Raw genomic sequence first — 14,927 nt, 5'->3', positions numbered from 1 at the left:
GCTTTTGCGGTATACAAATAATTTTTATAGGAGAGGATGACAATAGGAAAAAGAACTAGTTTTATATGGATATTTCTCTTTAGTTTAGTAGCATGCTCACAATCTAACACTGCAATTGATAAGAAGACTGATGTCGTTGTAAAGGGAACAGGAATTTCCAATCTAAATAAATTTGAACAGTTCGTTTTAAATATTGATCAAGGGAAAGTTGATAAAATAAGAATTGTACAATATACCCATGAAGGTGACCCGATTTTTCAAATGTTAGAGCGTAGTAAGCACGATATACTTTATGTGTCAGATAATAGAAAAGACCAATTTGCCGGTGATAATAAAGGGTTATATAAAGATAGTTGTAAAAGTATTGTGAAAGACGAGCGCGAATCAGGAACCATTTATAGGCTAATAGATTGTACGAATGAAGATGGGCGCAATGGATATGACGTATTATATGTACCTAAAAAATAGAGCTAGTAGAGGAAGGAAGTATATACTCCTTCCTTTTTCTATGTATATATTGTCGAAAACTTTACCGAATATCTGTTCGTTTTTTTAGGCTTTTTATGGGCATTCGTGGTAAAATAATAATACAGATTTTTTATGAGGAGGTCGGATTTTTTTGGAACGTCAATTTGAAATTGTCTCAGCGTATTCCCCGCAAGGTGATCAGCCGGTAGCTATAGAGAAGCTTGTAGAGGGAATTAATAGTGGAAAGAAAAAGCAAGTGTTGCTTGGAGCAACAGGAACGGGTAAGACATTTACGATTTCAAATGTCATTAAAGAAGTGCAAAAGCCAACACTTGTTATGGCTCACAATAAAACGTTAGCAGGGCAGTTATATAGTGAGTTGAAAGACTTTTTCCCGAATAATGCAGTTGAATATTTTGTTAGTTATTACGATTATTATCAACCAGAAGCGTATGTGCCGCAAACAGATACGTTTATTGAAAAAGACGCACAGATTAATGATGAAATTGATAAATTGCGTCACTCGGCAACGTCTGCATTATTTGAACGGGATGATGTAATTATTGTTGCGAGTGTTTCGTGTATATATGGTTTAGGTTCTCCAGAAGAATACCGCGAGCTAGTTGTTTCGCTTCGAGTTGGTATGGAAAAAGACCGTAATCAATTGCTTCGTGAACTTGTTGATGTACAGTATGGACGTAATGATATTGATTTCAAGCGTGGTACATTCCGTGTGCGAGGAGATGTAGTTGAAATCTTCCCGGCATCACTTGATGAGCATTGTATTCGAATCGAATTTTTCGGTGATGAAATCGATCGTATTCGTGAAGTAAATGCGTTAACAGGTGAAGTATTAGCAGAACGTGATCATGTAGCAATCTTCCCAGCATCTCACTTCGTTACACGTGAAGAAAAGATGAAGGTCGCTATTGAAAATATCGAAAAAGAATTAGAAGAGCGTTTAAAGGAATTAAATGATAACGGCAAGTTGTTAGAAGCGCAGCGTATAGAACAGCGTACACGTTATGATTTAGAAATGATGCGCGAGATGGGATTTTGTTCAGGTATTGAAAACTACTCCCGTCATTTAACACTTCGTCCAGCGGGGGCAACGCCGTATACGCTATTAGACTATTTCCCGAAAGATTTCTTAATCGTTATGGATGAATCGCACGTATCAGTACCGCAAGTAAGAGCGATGTATAACGGGGACCAAGCGCGTAAGCAAGTGCTTGTGGATCATGGATTCCGTCTGCCGTCAGCTTTAGATAATAGACCGCTCACATTCGATGAGTTTGAAGAGAAAACGAATCAAGTTATTTATGTTTCAGCAACGCCAGGACCGTATGAGTTAGAGCAGTCGCCAGAAGTAATAGAACAAATTATTCGTCCAACAGGGCTTTTAGATCCACCAATTGATATACGACCAATTGAAGGGCAAATTGACGATTTATTAGGAGAGATTCAAGATCGTATTGCAAAAAATGAACGTGTATTAATTACGACTTTAACGAAGAAAATGTCAGAGGATTTAACGGATTACTTAAAAGATGTAGGAATTAAAGTTAACTATCTTCACTCTGAAATTAAAACGTTAGAACGTATTGAAATTATCCGCGATCTTCGCCTCGGTAAATTTGATGTACTTGTCGGCATTAACTTATTGCGAGAAGGATTAGATATTCCGGAAGTATCACTTGTAGCTATTTTAGATGCTGATAAGGAAGGGTTCTTGCGTTCAGAACGTTCATTAATTCAAACAATCGGTCGTGCCGCGCGTAATGAAAACGGCCGCGTTATTATGTATGCAGATCGTATAACGAAATCTATGGGAATTGCGATTGAAGAAACGAAGCGTCGTCGTAGTATACAAGAAGCTTACAATGAAGAGCATGGTATTACGCCGAAAACGATTCAAAAAGGTGTGCGTGATGTAATTCGTGCAACGACAGCTGCTGAAGAAACGGAAACGTATGAAGCAACGCCAGCTAAGAAGATGACGAAAAAAGAGCGTGAAAAGACAATTGCGAAGATGGAAGCAGAAATGAAAGAAGCAGCAAAAGCGTTAGACTTCGAGCGTGCAGCTGAACTAAGAGATTTACTATTAGAATTAAAAGCGGAAGGGTGAAAAAAGTGAGTAAGAGCAAGGATTTTATCGTTGTAAAAGGTGCTAGAGCACATAACTTAAAAAATATTGATGTAACCATTCCGAGAAATCAGCTTGTCGTTGTAACGGGATTGTCTGGTTCGGGGAAATCATCATTAGCATTTGATACGATTTATGCAGAAGGGCAGCGCAGATACGTAGAATCGTTATCTGCGTATGCGCGCCAGTTTTTAGGACAAATGGATAAGCCGGATGTGGACACGATTGAAGGATTATCACCAGCAATTTCAATCGATCAAAAAACGACGAGTCGTAACCCACGTTCAACTGTCGGAACGGTAACGGAGATTTATGATTACTTACGTTTATTATTTGCACGAATTGGTACGCCAATTTGTCCGAATCATGGCATTGAAATTACGTCACAAACAGTAGAGCAGATGGTAGACCGTGTTCTTGAATATCCTGAACGTACGAAATTACAAGTGTTAGCGCCTATCGTTTCTGGGCGTAAAGGTGCGCATGTAAAAGTACTTGAAGATATTAAGAAGCAAGGATATGTTCGTGTTCGCGTTGACGGTGAAATGCTTGATGTATCTGAAGATATTACGTTAGATAAAAATAAGAAGCATTCCATTGAAGTTGTAATTGACCGTATTGTTGTAAAAGAAGGAATCGCAAGCCGCCTTGCTGATTCACTTGAAAGTGCATTAAAGCTTGGCGGAGGCCGAGTGTTAATTGATGTAATGGGAGAAGAGGAACTTCTGTTTAGTGAACATCATGCTTGTCCGCATTGTGGTTTTTCAATCGGAGAATTAGAGCCGCGTATGTTCTCATTCAACAGTCCGTTCGGAGCATGTCCTTCTTGTGATGGACTTGGTTCAAAGCTAGAGGTAGATTTAGAGCTTGTTATCCCGAACTGGGATTTATCATTAAATGAACATGCGATTGCACCTTGGGAACCAACAAGTTCACAATATTACCCACAACTTTTACAATCTGTATGTAATCATTACGGCGTTGATATGGATGTGCCTGTAAAAAATATACCGAAAGATTTATTTGATAAAGTGTTGTACGGAAGCGGGGAAGAGAAAGTTTATTTCCGCTATGTAAATGAATTTGGTCAAGTAAAGGAAAATGAGATTTTATTTGAAGGTGTTATTCCAAACATTGAACGTCGTTATCGTGAAACGAGTTCTGATTACATTCGTGAGCAAATGGAAAAGTATATGGCAGAACAAGCTTGTCCAAAGTGTAAAGGTGGACGCTTAAAGCCTGAGAGTTTAGCTGTATTTGTTGGCAATAAAACGATTGCTGACGTAACGAAGTATTCAGTTCAAGAAGTACAAGAATTCTTCTCAAATGTAGAGCTAACGGAGAAGCAACAAAAAATAGCTCATTTAATTTTAAGAGAAATTCAGGAGCGCGTTGGGTTCTTAGTGAACGTTGGTTTAGATTATTTAACGTTAAGCCGTGCCGCAGGAACTTTATCAGGTGGTGAGGCGCAGCGTATTCGTTTAGCGACGCAAATTGGTTCTCGTCTAACTGGCGTACTTTATATTCTAGATGAGCCTTCAATTGGTTTACACCAGCGTGATAACGATCGTCTTATTCGTACATTGCAAGAAATGCGCGATTTAGGCAATACGTTAATCGTTGTTGAACATGATGAAGATACGATGATGGCTGCTGACTATTTACTTGATATAGGGCCTGGTGCAGGTATTCATGGTGGACAGGTCGTTTCAGCGGGGACGCCGGCTGAAGTTATGCAAGATGAGAATTCATTAACAGGGAAGTATTTAAGTGGTAAAGAGTTTATTCCAGTTCCACTTGAAAGACGTAAAGGTGATGGACGTAAAGTAGAGATTGTCGGCGCAAAAGAGAATAACTTAAAGAATGCGAAAATGTCATTCCCACTCGGTACGTTTGTAGCGGTAACAGGGGTATCTGGTTCTGGTAAAAGTACGATGATTAATGAAGTATTATATAAATCGTTAGCTCAAAAGTTATATAAAGCGAAAGCGAAGCCAGGTACTCATAAAGAGATTAAAGGTCTTGAACATTTAGATAAGGTAATTGATATTGATCAATCACCAATTGGTCGTACACCACGTTCTAATCCAGCGACGTACACAGGTGTATTCGATGATATTCGTGATGTGTTTGCACAAACGAATGAAGCGAAAGTGCGCGGATATCAAAAAGGACGTTTCAGCTTTAACGTAAAAGGTGGCCGTTGTGAAGCGTGCCGTGGTGATGGAATTATTAAAATCGAAATGCATTTCCTACCAGATGTGTATGTTCCGTGTGAAGTTTGTCACGGTAAACGATATAATCGTGAAACGTTAGAAGTGAAATATAAAGATAAGAATATTTCTGAAGTGTTAGGGATGACAATTGAAGATGGAGTAGAATTCTTCGCCAATATTCCTAAAATTAAGCGTAAACTTCAAACGCTTGTAGATGTTGGGCTTGGTTATATGAAATTAGGTCAACCAGCAACAACATTATCTGGTGGGGAAGCACAGCGTGTGAAATTAGCTTCTGAATTACACCGTCGTTCTACAGGTCGTACGTTATACATTTTAGATGAGCCAACGACTGGTTTGCATGCGCATGATATTGCACGTCTTCTAGAAGTGCTGCAACGTCTTGTTGAGAGCGGTGAGACGGTACTTGTAATTGAACATAATTTAGATGTAATTAAAACAGCTGATTATATCGTTGACCTTGGACCAGAGGGCGGAGATAAAGGTGGACAAATCGTTGCTTCCGGAACGCCAGAGCAAGTAGTGAAAGAAGAACGCTCATACACAGGTAAGTATTTAAAAGAGATTTTAAATCGTGATAAAGCAAGAATGAAAGAGAAAATAAAAGAAGTAGAGTTATCGCAATAAGTTTATTGATGAAAACCGAGTGGAAATGACGCTCGGTTTTTATTGTATAGGGGGAGAAGATGGAGTTTTTAGAGGTGTTAAGGAAGAAACATATGAAGGTAAGAGAGTTTCAAAGTTGGGGTGTATATTTTCGAAAGCGCTGGGAGGATCACTTTGCAAATCATTTAAGTGATAAAGAAAAAGAAGATATTTTTCTTTATGGAGATAAGTATGCATGTGGTTATCTATGGCACATATTTAGTTATGAGAAAAAGAAGTGTTTAGAGGGTAAAGAAGCGGAAAACGCGTTTCATAATGAAGTGAAAAAGGATTGCTACATCTTCTATCAACACTGTGATGAGATACTGTTAATAAAGGATGCGAGTTTGTTACATATGGATGATATATTGTGTGAGACAGACGATGCGTATAAAGGTGATATCTATATCGTAGATAAAGATTTCACTTGGACCTTTGTAAAAACGCATGAACGTAGGTGGTGTGGTCCTTATTTTGCGAGGAAGTGTTAGTAGGTATACAAGCATGAAAGATAGAATAAGTTGATATAAGTGTTCGTATCATACTTGCGTTTATTATCTATTAGCGTATGATGAAATATATATGTTTAAAAGGATGTGTAACGAAATGAGATGGATTGTATCACTTCTTGTAAATAGCGTTGTGTTAATCGCTGTATCGGGACTTTTAAAAGGGATTGCACCAGATGCATTTTACGTAGCAAATATACAAACTGCAATTATTGCTAGTATTATATTGGCGGTTTTAAATGTGTTCGTAAAGCCGTTTTTAATTTTAATTACGCTACCAATTACTGTTGTAACTTTCGGCTTCTTCTTAATTGTTATTAATGCGATTACGTTAAAAATAGCAGATTCATTATTAGGAGATGCTTTTAATATATCAGGATTTGGTGTAGCGATTGTTGCGGCAATTTGTATTTCAATTTTTAATATGATAATTGAAAAGGCAATTGTTGAACCTCTATATGAAAAAAAGAGAAAGTGACAAAAAGAAAAACATTTCATTATTCGTATGAAATGTTTTTTTCTATTTATTAGAAACCGTATTTCTTGTTTCCAGAAAAAAATGGTACAATATCCGATAGAATGGAATTTTACATCAAACGAGACTGAACCCGCAGCGGAGTGGAGGTTTATACATATGCCGAAAGTAAGGACAAAAGATTTAATTGAACAATTTCAATTGGAGTTAATCAGTGGTGAAGAAGGCATTCATCGTCCGATTGATACAAGTGATTTATCACGACCTGGAATTGAAATGGCAGGATTTTTTACATATTATCCAGCAGATCGTGTGCAGCTTCTTGGAAAGACGGAGCTTACGTTCTTTGACACGTTAACGTCAGAGCAAAAACAAGAGAGAATGAAAGCGCTTTGTACTGAGGAGACGCCATGTATTATTGTAACTCGTAATCAAGATGTACCAGATGAGTTATTACAAGCATCACGTGAATCAGGTATGCCTTTATTACGTTCTTCTCAAACGACAACTAGATTATCAAGTCGTTTAACAAACTATTTAGAAGGTAAGTTAGCACCAACAACTGCTGTTCATGGTGTGTTAGTAGATATTTACGGTGTTGGTGTTTTAATTACAGGTCAAAGTGGTGTTGGTAAAAGTGAGACAGCTCTTGAGCTTGTAAAGCGTGGTCACCGTCTTGTTGCGGATGATAGTGTAGAAATTCGTCAAGAAGATGAAGACATGTTAGTCGGAAGCTCACCAGATTTAATCGAGCATTTATTAGAAATTCGTGGTCTAGGTATTATTAACGTTATGACGTTATTCGGTGCAGGGGCAGTACGAAATTATAAGCGTATTACACTTGTTATTAATCTTGAAATTTGGGATCAAAAGAAAAATTACGATCGCTTAGGTCTTGATGAAGAGAAGATGAAAATTATTGATACAGAGCTTACGAAGATTACACTTCCAGTTCGTCCTGGTCGAAACTTGGCTGTTATTATTGAAGTAGCAGCGATGAACTTCCGTTTAAAACGTATGGGAGTCAATGCAGCACAGCAGTTCTCTGAACGATTAATGAGTGCAATTGAGTTAGGAAATCAGGAGTAAACTTTGGAGAGGGAGGTCATATACATATGCTGTTAGCTTCTGTACCACAGCTTGACCGTGTAGCTATCCAACTTGGGCCGTTTCCTGTGTATTGGTACGGGATTATTATCGGTACAGGTGTGCTATTAGGTCTTTGGCTGGCAACTCGCGAGGGAGAAAGGCTAGGTATTCCAAAAGATACATTTGTTGACCTTGTATTAATTGCAGTACCGATCGCTATTCTTTTTGCGAGAATGTACTATGTTATTTTTGAATGGGAATATTACGCACAAAATCCGAGTCAAATTATTAATATTCGTCAAGGTGGTTTGGCGATTCATGGTGGTTTAATCGGGGCTGTTATTACAGGTGTTCTTTTTGCGAAACGACGCGGACTTTCTTTCTGGAAGTTGGCTGATATTGCTGCACCAAGTATTTTACTAGGACAAGCAATTGGCCGATGGGGAAACTTTATGAACCAAGAGGCGCATGGTGATGAAGTAACGAGACAGTTTTTAGAAGGTCTTCATTTACCGGATTTTATTATTAATCAAATGTATATTGAGGGTGTGTACTATCATCCGACGTTTTTATATGAATCATTATGGAATTTTGCAGGCGTAATTTTACTACTTGCATTAAGAAAAGTGAATTTACGTCGCGGGGAGTTATTCTTCACATATTTAATTTGGTATTCAGTAGGACGCTTCTTCGTAGAAGGCTTACGTACAGATAGTTTAATGCTAGGACCACTTCGTATTGCACAAGTAATGTCAATTGGACTTGTTGTTATTTCTATTATTTTCATTATTGTGAGACGAAAAATGGGGCAAGCTGATAAAAGATATTTAGAAAATTAGAGACAAGTAGCATCTTATTATAAGATGCTGCTTCTTTCATATTCAGGAAGGCGAAAGGACTAAGGCGATGAGAATAAATACAGTTTTATTTGATTTAGATGGAACTTTAATTAATACAAACGAACTTATTATTTCTTCTTTTTTACATACTTTAAATACATATTATCCAAATCAATATAAGCGTGAAGATGTATTGCCATTTATCGGTCCATCTTTGCATGATACTTTCAGTAAGATTGATGAAAGTAAGGTTGAAGAGATGATTACAAGTTATCGCGAATTTAACCATGATCATCATGATGAATTAGTAGAAGAATATGAAACTGTATATGAAACAGTTCGAGAGTTGAAGAAGCAAGGTTATAAAGTTGGTATTGTTACAACGAAAGCGAGACAAACCGTTGAGATGGGATTACAGTTGTCAAAGCTTGATGAATTTTTTGATGTTGTCGTGACAATTGATGATGTAGAGCATGTGAAACCACATCCAGAGCCACTTCAAAAAGCGCTTGAATTATTAGATGCAAAACCAGAAGAAGCATTGATGGTTGGGGATAATCATCATGATATTGTCGGTGGTCAAAATGCGGGGACGAAAACAGCTGCGGTTTCATGGACGTTGAAAGGTAGAGCGTATTTAGAAGCTTACAAGCCGGACTTTATGCTAGATAAAATGAGTGATTTGCTACCGATTTTGTCTAATATGAACCGTTCATAAAGGTCCAAGTAAGTTAGTAGAGGAGCGAGCTAAGTGCGACGGACAACGCGCTATCCTGTTTCAGGAGAAAATTCATTATGGAATGTGTATAAAACAGTGTCTTTTTGGAAGGTAATGAAAAACTTTATTATTATCCAAATTGCACGTTACACGCCATTTTTATCTGTGAAGAATTGGTTGTACCGCACTTTTTTACGGATGAAAGTAGGAAAGAAAACATCATTTGCGCTTATGGTAATGCCGGATATTATGTTCCCAGAAAAGATAACTGTGGGAGAGAATTCGATTATTGGCTATAACACAACGCTTTTAGCACATGAATATTTAATTCGTGAATATCGACTTGGGGAAATTGTCATTGGAAATGAAGTGATGATTGGAGCGAATGTAACAATATTACCAGGTGTGAAAATTGGAGACGGTGCGACTGTCTCAGCTGGCACACTTGTTCATAGAGATGTACCGAGCGGTGCTTTCGTAGGTGGAAATCCAATGCGTATTATTTATACGAAAGAGCAAATGACCGCCAGAGAAGGTTCATGGTGAAAATGTAACATTTCTCCTCTTTTTTTATGAATAAAAAGGAAATAATTGAGTATAATATACTGTTTTGTTTTTTACGGAATCGTTTATACTTATAGATAGAAGAATGTGTGAACGAAGAAAACAAAAAACTGGAGGATATATGGGGAAAAATCAAAGGATATATAAGGAGAACGGACAAGTTATCTCTTTTAATCAATTAGCGGACTTCTTTTATAAAAAAGGGATGAGAGCTTACAAAGGACAAAAATTGCAAGATGCAATTAAATATTTTCGAAGAGCGGCACAAAGTGAGAAGGAGCCGTTTATTTTATGTCAATTAGCAACAGTATTATCTGAGGCTGGTGAATATCAAGAGTCGAATCAAACCTTCTTAAAGTTAGTTAGATCTAATCCTGAACTTGAACAGTGCTATTATTTTATTGCAAATAATTATGCATATATGGGGTTATTTCAACAGGCGAAGAAATATGCGGATCGCTATTTAGAAGTTGCAAAAGAGAAGGAATTCGTAGAAGATACATTAGAACTTCTAGAGATTATGGAAGAAGAAGCAATGGGTGCGGAAGAGATTGAAGATGAAGATGATTTAATTGTTATGCAGGAAGAAGCGAATCGTTATATTCGTAATGGACAGTTAGAAGAAGCAATTGCTACATTAGAAATTGTTACGAAAGATTATCCGGAATTTTGGTCAGGTCATAATAATTTAGCCATTGCACATTTTCAATCGGGTAATGTAGACAAAGCGCTGAAGTTAACAGAAATGATTTTAGAGAAAAATCCTGGTAATATACATGCGCTTTGTAATACACTTATTTTTCTATATTCAATTGGAGAGCATAAACAAGTAGAAGCATTAGCGGGACAGCTAGTTTCAGTATATCCAATTTCATTTGAACATCGTTTGAAACTGGGAACTACACTTGCAACAATTGGTTATTTCGAGCATGCATATAAATGGTTCAAACTATTAAAGCGTCAAGGATATGAGGGAGACGTTAGTTTTTATTATTGGTTTGCATATTCTGCTTATATGGTGAAAGATCAGCAACTAGCTGAAAAAATGTGGCAATATGTCGTGGAATTGCATCCTGATAAAAAGGGAAAAGAACCGTGGAATGCGCTGAATTTAGCAGATGAAGGACAAAACGTGTTATTTGAAGAATTACGAAAATCATTTCAGCAAAGTGCGACGCTAGAAGAACAAATGCTAGCTTTATATTTAATGAATGAATTGTCAACGCCGGAGAAGGTGGGATTCTTCTTTGATATAACGCAAGCGAAGAACGGTGTTCCCATCGTATCACAACTTGCAAAGTACTTCTTTTTACTTAATAGTCATAAGAGTATTCCAGTTGATTTACAGCAATTTGAGCAGTGCGCGAGAATCGCGGATGCATTATACAATTATACGAAAAAAGATGATGAATTAATTGAAGAGTGTTTACACTTTTGGTTTTGTACGTTCATACGTTTATATACATCTGGAGACATATTTACAAATGTGTACGGCTGGTCAGCTGCGATTGAATACATTGTACGCGGCGAACAAGGAAATAAAATGACACAGTCGGAGCTTGGAGATGTATATAATGTATCTGTAGCGACTGTCCGAAAGTATGTGCAAGCTGTTAAGCGTACGCACACATAAGATAAGCAAATCATTGGGAAAAAAATGATGCTAACAGTATAATGAGGGTAACTTAATTGTGTAGGAATGGATAGGAGTGAATAGTGTGTCAGAAGAAAAAATTTATGATGTCGTTATTATTGGTGCAGGACCAGCTGGTATGACAGCTGCAGTATATACATCTCGTGCAAATTTAAGCACATTAATGCTTGAGCGTGGTATTCCAGGTGGCCAAATGGCAAACACGGAAGATGTAGAAAACTACCCAGGTTATGAGTCTATTTTAGGACCAGATTTATCAAATAAAATGTTCGAGCATGCGAAGAAATTTGGTGCTGAATATGCATACGGTGATGTGAAAGAAGTCATCGATGGTAAGGAATACAAAACAATTATTGCTGGTAAAAAAGAATATAAAGCACGTGCAATTATCGTTGCAAGCGGTGCAGAGTATAAAAAAATTGGTGTACCGGGTGAAACAGAACTTGGCGGCCGCGGTGTATCATATTGTGCAGTATGTGACGGAGCATTCTTTAAAGGAAAAGAACTTATCGTAATTGGCGGCGGAGATTCTGCTGTTGAAGAGGGTGTGTTCTTAACGCGCTTCGCATCAAAAGTAACGATCGTTCACCGTCGTGACACGCTTCGTGCACAGAAAATTTTACAAGACCGTGCTTTCCAAAACGAAAAAGTAGATTTCATTTGGAACCACACGATAAAAGAAATCAACGAAGCAAGTGGTAAAGTAGGAAGTGTAACACTTGTGGACGTAAATAGTGGAGAAGAGAAAGAAGTCAAAACTGACGGCGTATTCGTATACATCGGTATGTTACCTTTATCAAAACCATTTGTTGAACTAGGTATTACAAATGAAAATGGTTACCTTGAAACGAACGAGCGTATGGAAACGAAAATTCCTGGTATTTTCGCAGCTGGTGATGTTCGTGAAAAAATGCTTCGTCAAATTGTAACTGCAACAGGTGACGGTAGTATTGCAGCGCAAAGTGCACAACATTACGTAGAAGAATTATTAGAGGAATTAAAAACTGTATCAGAAAAATAAGGGATAATATACCTTGTGAGAAGAAAGCTACCGACAGGAGCTTTCTTCTTTTTTTGTGTGAAAATGTCAAAGTTTTGTCAAAAAATATAAGGATTATAAGCTTTCTTATTGATATACTGGACTTTACGGAAAAAATCACTATAAGAAATGAGGAATTTATTCAGTATGGAATGGCGTAATATATATCGTGGATTTTGTATGGGCGTTAGTGATTTAATTCCTGGTGTGAGCGGCGGTACAATCGCTGTTGTGTTAGGGATTTATGAACAATTGCTTGCGGCAATTAGTGGATTCTTTAGTCGTGAATGGAAAAAACATTTAGGATTTTTAATTCCACTTGCAGCTGGTGTGGCAGCGGCATTTTTAACGTTAAGTCACGTTATTAAATATTTACTTGCAAATCATTATGAACCGACTCAATTTTTCTTCCTCGGTTTAATTATTAGTATATTACCGATGTTAATGAGGGAAGCTGATGCAAAGTCGTCGTTTAAAGGTAAGCACATCGTTTTATTAATAGTTGCAGCAATTCTTGTTGCGATTACAGCTTTCTTTAAACCAGATAAGGCAGCAGATCCAATTACGACGTTAACAATTTTAAATGCAATTGGTTTATTTTTCGCAGGATGGATGGCTAGTATGGCCATGCTGCTTCCTGGAATTAGTGGATCGTTTATTTTATTAATTATTGGTGTGTATCCAACAGCAATTAACGCTTTAACTACACTTAACTTACCTTTAATCGTGGTTATCGGTGCTGGTGTTATGGTTGGATTTGTTGTAAGTAGTAAAGGCATTAGTTTTTTATTAGATCGTTATAAAAGTATGACATTTGCGGCAATTATTGGACTTGTAATCGGTTCGATTGTAATTGTATTCCCTGGGATTCCGACTGGTGGATTTTCAATTATAAGTTCAATCATTACCTTTATTTTAGGATTTGCGATTGTTACTTATTTCGGTAAGAAATAAGGGCTTTAATCCCCTTGGCGATAAAAATCGTTAAGGGGATTTTTCATGCTATTCATTCAAAGTATAAGCATTTACATTGCTTGTTATAGAAAGCTTTTTTAAAATTGCTGAGTAGCATATGCTTAGCGAAAGAGGACTGGCTCCTTCGTTGTAGCAAACTGTTTTTGATAGTATAATGAAAGAAGTATGCAGTGAGGAATTTTACTGCAAGTAGCTGAGGTGAAGAAACATGCAAAGAGTGACAAACTGTGTGTTAATTAGAGATAATGAAGTACTCTTACTCCAAAAACCTCGCCGAAATTGGTGGGTTGCACCAGGCGGGAAAATGGAGCGTGGTGAGACTGTAAGAGATTCCGTTGTTCGCGAGTATCGTGAAGAAACAGGTATTTATTTGAAAAACCCAGCGTTAAAGGGGGTCTTCACCTTTGTCATCCAAGAAGGTGATAAAGTTGTTTCTGAATGGATGATGTTCTCCTTTTTAGCGACAGATTTTGCAGGAGAAAACAAACTAGAGAGCGAAGAAGGCATCATTGGTTGGCATACATTTGATAAAATTGATGATTTAGCAATGGCGCCAGGAGATTATCACATTATTGATTATTTAATTAAAGGAAATGGCATAATCTACGGTACATTTGTATATACCCCAGATTTTGAGTTGCTTTCATATCGATTAGATCCGAGTTAAACCGTCAAGGAGAGGATACAATGACAGAGAATAATGATATAAAAATGGTAATTATTACAGGGATGTCTGGAGCTGGAAAAACAGTAGCTTTACAAAGTTTTGAAGATTTAGGATATTTTTGTGTGGATAATTTACCACCGATGTTATTGCCAAAGTTTATTGAGCTTATGGCGGATTCAAAAGGGAAAATGAATAAAGTGGCACTTGGTATTGATTTACGTGGCCGCGAGTTTTTCGAACATTTATGGGGAGCACTTGATGATTTATCAGAACGTACATGGATTATTCCTCATATTTTATTTTTAGATGCGAAAGATAGTACGCTTGTAACTCGTTATAAAGAAACGAGACGTTCGCATCCACTTGCACCAACTGGTTTGCCGTTAAAGGGAATCGAAGCAGAGCGTAATTTATTAACAGATATGAAGGCACGAGCGAATATTGTGCTTGATACATCGGATTTAAAACCGAAAGAATTACGTGAAAAAATTGTTCACTTGTTCTCAACAGAAACTGAGCAAGCATTTCGTGTAAATGTTATGTCATTTGGATTTAAGTACGGTATTCCAATTGATGCAGATTTAGTATTTGATGTTCGTTTTTTACCAAATCCATATTACATTCCACACATGAAGCCATTAACAGGACTAGATGAAGAAGTTTCTTCGTATGTACTGAAATTTAATGAGACACATAAGTTTTTAGAGAAGTTGACGGATCTGATTACTTTCATGCTGCCTCATTATAAAAGAGAAGGCAAAAGTCAACTTGTAATTGCAATTGGATGTACAGGTGGACAGCATCGTTCTGTTACGCTTACAGAATACCTTGGGAAACATTTGAAACCAGAGTATAGTGTTCATGTATCTCATCGTGATGTGGAGAAGAGAAAGGGCCATTAA

14 protein-coding genes are annotated in these 14,927 nt (G+C 37.3%); all 14 read left to right on the top strand.

Going from position 1 to position 14,927, the window contains the following annotated elements:
• Window positions 1-36: 36 nt before the first annotated feature.
• Complete coding sequence (locus MR136_RS08925; protein WP_242259332.1) at window positions 37-468, top strand: DUF4362 domain-containing protein; 432 nt, start codon at window positions 37-39, stop codon at window positions 466-468.
• A 151-nt stretch (window positions 469-619) separates the two neighbouring features.
• Complete coding sequence (uvrB, locus tag MR136_RS08920) at window positions 620-2,596, top strand: excinuclease ABC subunit B (protein WP_000441059.1); 1,977 nt, start codon at window positions 620-622, stop codon at window positions 2,594-2,596.
• Between the two features lie 5 nt (window positions 2,597-2,601).
• The gene (gene uvrA / locus MR136_RS08915) at window positions 2,602-5,478 is read left to right on the top strand and encodes an excinuclease ABC subunit UvrA (protein WP_061457871.1); all 2,877 of its coding nucleotides are present in this window, start codon (window positions 2,602-2,604) and stop codon (window positions 5,476-5,478) included.
• A gap of 59 nt (window positions 5,479-5,537) precedes the next feature.
• Window positions 5,538-5,987, top strand: a complete 450-nt coding sequence (locus MR136_RS08910; RefSeq protein WP_242259331.1) for a DUF4275 family protein — start codon at window positions 5,538-5,540, stop codon at window positions 5,985-5,987.
• A 115-nt stretch (window positions 5,988-6,102) separates the two neighbouring features.
• Window positions 6,103-6,483, top strand: coding sequence for a phage holin family protein (locus MR136_RS08905; RefSeq protein WP_001267308.1), 381 nt, complete (start codon window positions 6,103-6,105; stop codon window positions 6,481-6,483).
• A gap of 156 nt (window positions 6,484-6,639) precedes the next feature.
• The gene (gene hprK / locus MR136_RS08900) at window positions 6,640-7,569 is read left to right on the top strand and encodes an HPr(Ser) kinase/phosphatase (RefSeq protein WP_001127250.1); all 930 of its coding nucleotides are present in this window, start codon (window positions 6,640-6,642) and stop codon (window positions 7,567-7,569) included.
• A gap of 26 nt (window positions 7,570-7,595) precedes the next feature.
• Window positions 7,596-8,408 (top strand): prolipoprotein diacylglyceryl transferase, encoded by an 813-nt coding sequence (lgt, locus tag MR136_RS08895; RefSeq protein ID WP_000922849.1) that lies wholly within the window; start codon window positions 7,596-7,598, stop codon window positions 8,406-8,408.
• 67 nt (window positions 8,409-8,475) lie between these two features.
• Entirely contained in the window at window positions 8,476-9,126 is a 651-nt protein-coding gene (gene ppaX / locus MR136_RS08890; RefSeq protein ID WP_001222403.1) for a pyrophosphatase PpaX, read from the top strand.
• Between the two features lie 33 nt (window positions 9,127-9,159).
• Window positions 9,160-9,672 carry an acyltransferase gene (locus MR136_RS08885; protein ID WP_001255070.1) on the top strand — a complete coding sequence of 171 codons (513 nt, stop codon included), beginning with the start codon at window positions 9,160-9,162 and terminating at the stop codon, window positions 9,670-9,672.
• Between the two features lie 139 nt (window positions 9,673-9,811).
• Window positions 9,812-11,323, top strand: coding sequence for a tetratricopeptide repeat protein (locus MR136_RS08880; protein WP_242259330.1), 1,512 nt, complete (start codon window positions 9,812-9,814; stop codon window positions 11,321-11,323).
• A gap of 85 nt (window positions 11,324-11,408) precedes the next feature.
• Entirely contained in the window at window positions 11,409-12,365 is a 957-nt protein-coding gene (gene trxB / locus MR136_RS08875) for a thioredoxin-disulfide reductase (protein ID WP_001288078.1), read from the top strand.
• 165 nt (window positions 12,366-12,530) lie between these two features.
• The gene (locus MR136_RS08870; RefSeq protein WP_000455196.1) at window positions 12,531-13,337 is read left to right on the top strand and encodes a DUF368 domain-containing protein; all 807 of its coding nucleotides are present in this window, start codon (window positions 12,531-12,533) and stop codon (window positions 13,335-13,337) included.
• 229 nt (window positions 13,338-13,566) lie between these two features.
• On the top strand, window positions 13,567-14,025 hold the full coding sequence (locus MR136_RS08865; protein ID WP_001190080.1) for an NUDIX hydrolase: 459 nt from the start codon (window positions 13,567-13,569) through the stop codon (window positions 14,023-14,025).
• A gap of 20 nt (window positions 14,026-14,045) precedes the next feature.
• Window positions 14,046-14,927 carry an RNase adapter RapZ gene (gene rapZ, locus MR136_RS08860; RefSeq protein WP_000138459.1) on the top strand — a complete coding sequence of 294 codons (882 nt, stop codon included), beginning with the start codon at window positions 14,046-14,048 and terminating at the stop codon, window positions 14,925-14,927.

Source organism: Bacillus cereus group sp. BfR-BA-01311 (assembly GCF_022664295.1).
Taxonomy (GTDB): Bacteria; Bacillota; Bacilli; order Bacillales; family Bacillaceae_G; genus Bacillus_A; species Bacillus_A cereus.
This window is presented reverse-complemented; position numbering and strand designations above follow the sequence as displayed.

What these genes read in the sequence shown, in the direction of transcription:
- MR136_RS08925 (WP_242259332.1), top strand. Translation starts at nt 37, where the DNA reads ATGACAATAGGAAAAAGAACTAGTTTTATATGGATATTTCTCTTTAGT.
- MR136_RS08910 (WP_242259331.1), top strand. Translation starts at nt 5,538, where the DNA reads ATGGAGTTTTTAGAGGTGTTAAGGAAGAAACATATGAAGGTAAGAGAG.
- MR136_RS08905 (WP_001267308.1), top strand. Translation starts at nt 6,103, where the DNA reads ATGAGATGGATTGTATCACTTCTTGTAAATAGCGTTGTGTTAATCGCT.
- hprK (WP_001127250.1), top strand. Translation starts at nt 6,640, where the DNA reads ATGCCGAAAGTAAGGACAAAAGATTTAATTGAACAATTTCAATTGGAG.
- lgt (WP_000922849.1), top strand. Translation starts at nt 7,596, where the DNA reads ATGCTGTTAGCTTCTGTACCACAGCTTGACCGTGTAGCTATCCAACTT.
- ppaX (WP_001222403.1), top strand. Translation starts at nt 8,476, where the DNA reads ATGAGAATAAATACAGTTTTATTTGATTTAGATGGAACTTTAATTAAT.
- MR136_RS08880 (WP_242259330.1), top strand. Translation starts at nt 9,812, where the DNA reads ATGGGGAAAAATCAAAGGATATATAAGGAGAACGGACAAGTTATCTCT.
- MR136_RS08870 (WP_000455196.1), top strand. Translation starts at nt 12,531, where the DNA reads ATGGAATGGCGTAATATATATCGTGGATTTTGTATGGGCGTTAGTGAT.
- MR136_RS08865 (WP_001190080.1), top strand. Translation starts at nt 13,567, where the DNA reads ATGCAAAGAGTGACAAACTGTGTGTTAATTAGAGATAATGAAGTACTC.
- rapZ (WP_000138459.1), top strand. Translation starts at nt 14,046, where the DNA reads ATGACAGAGAATAATGATATAAAAATGGTAATTATTACAGGGATGTCT.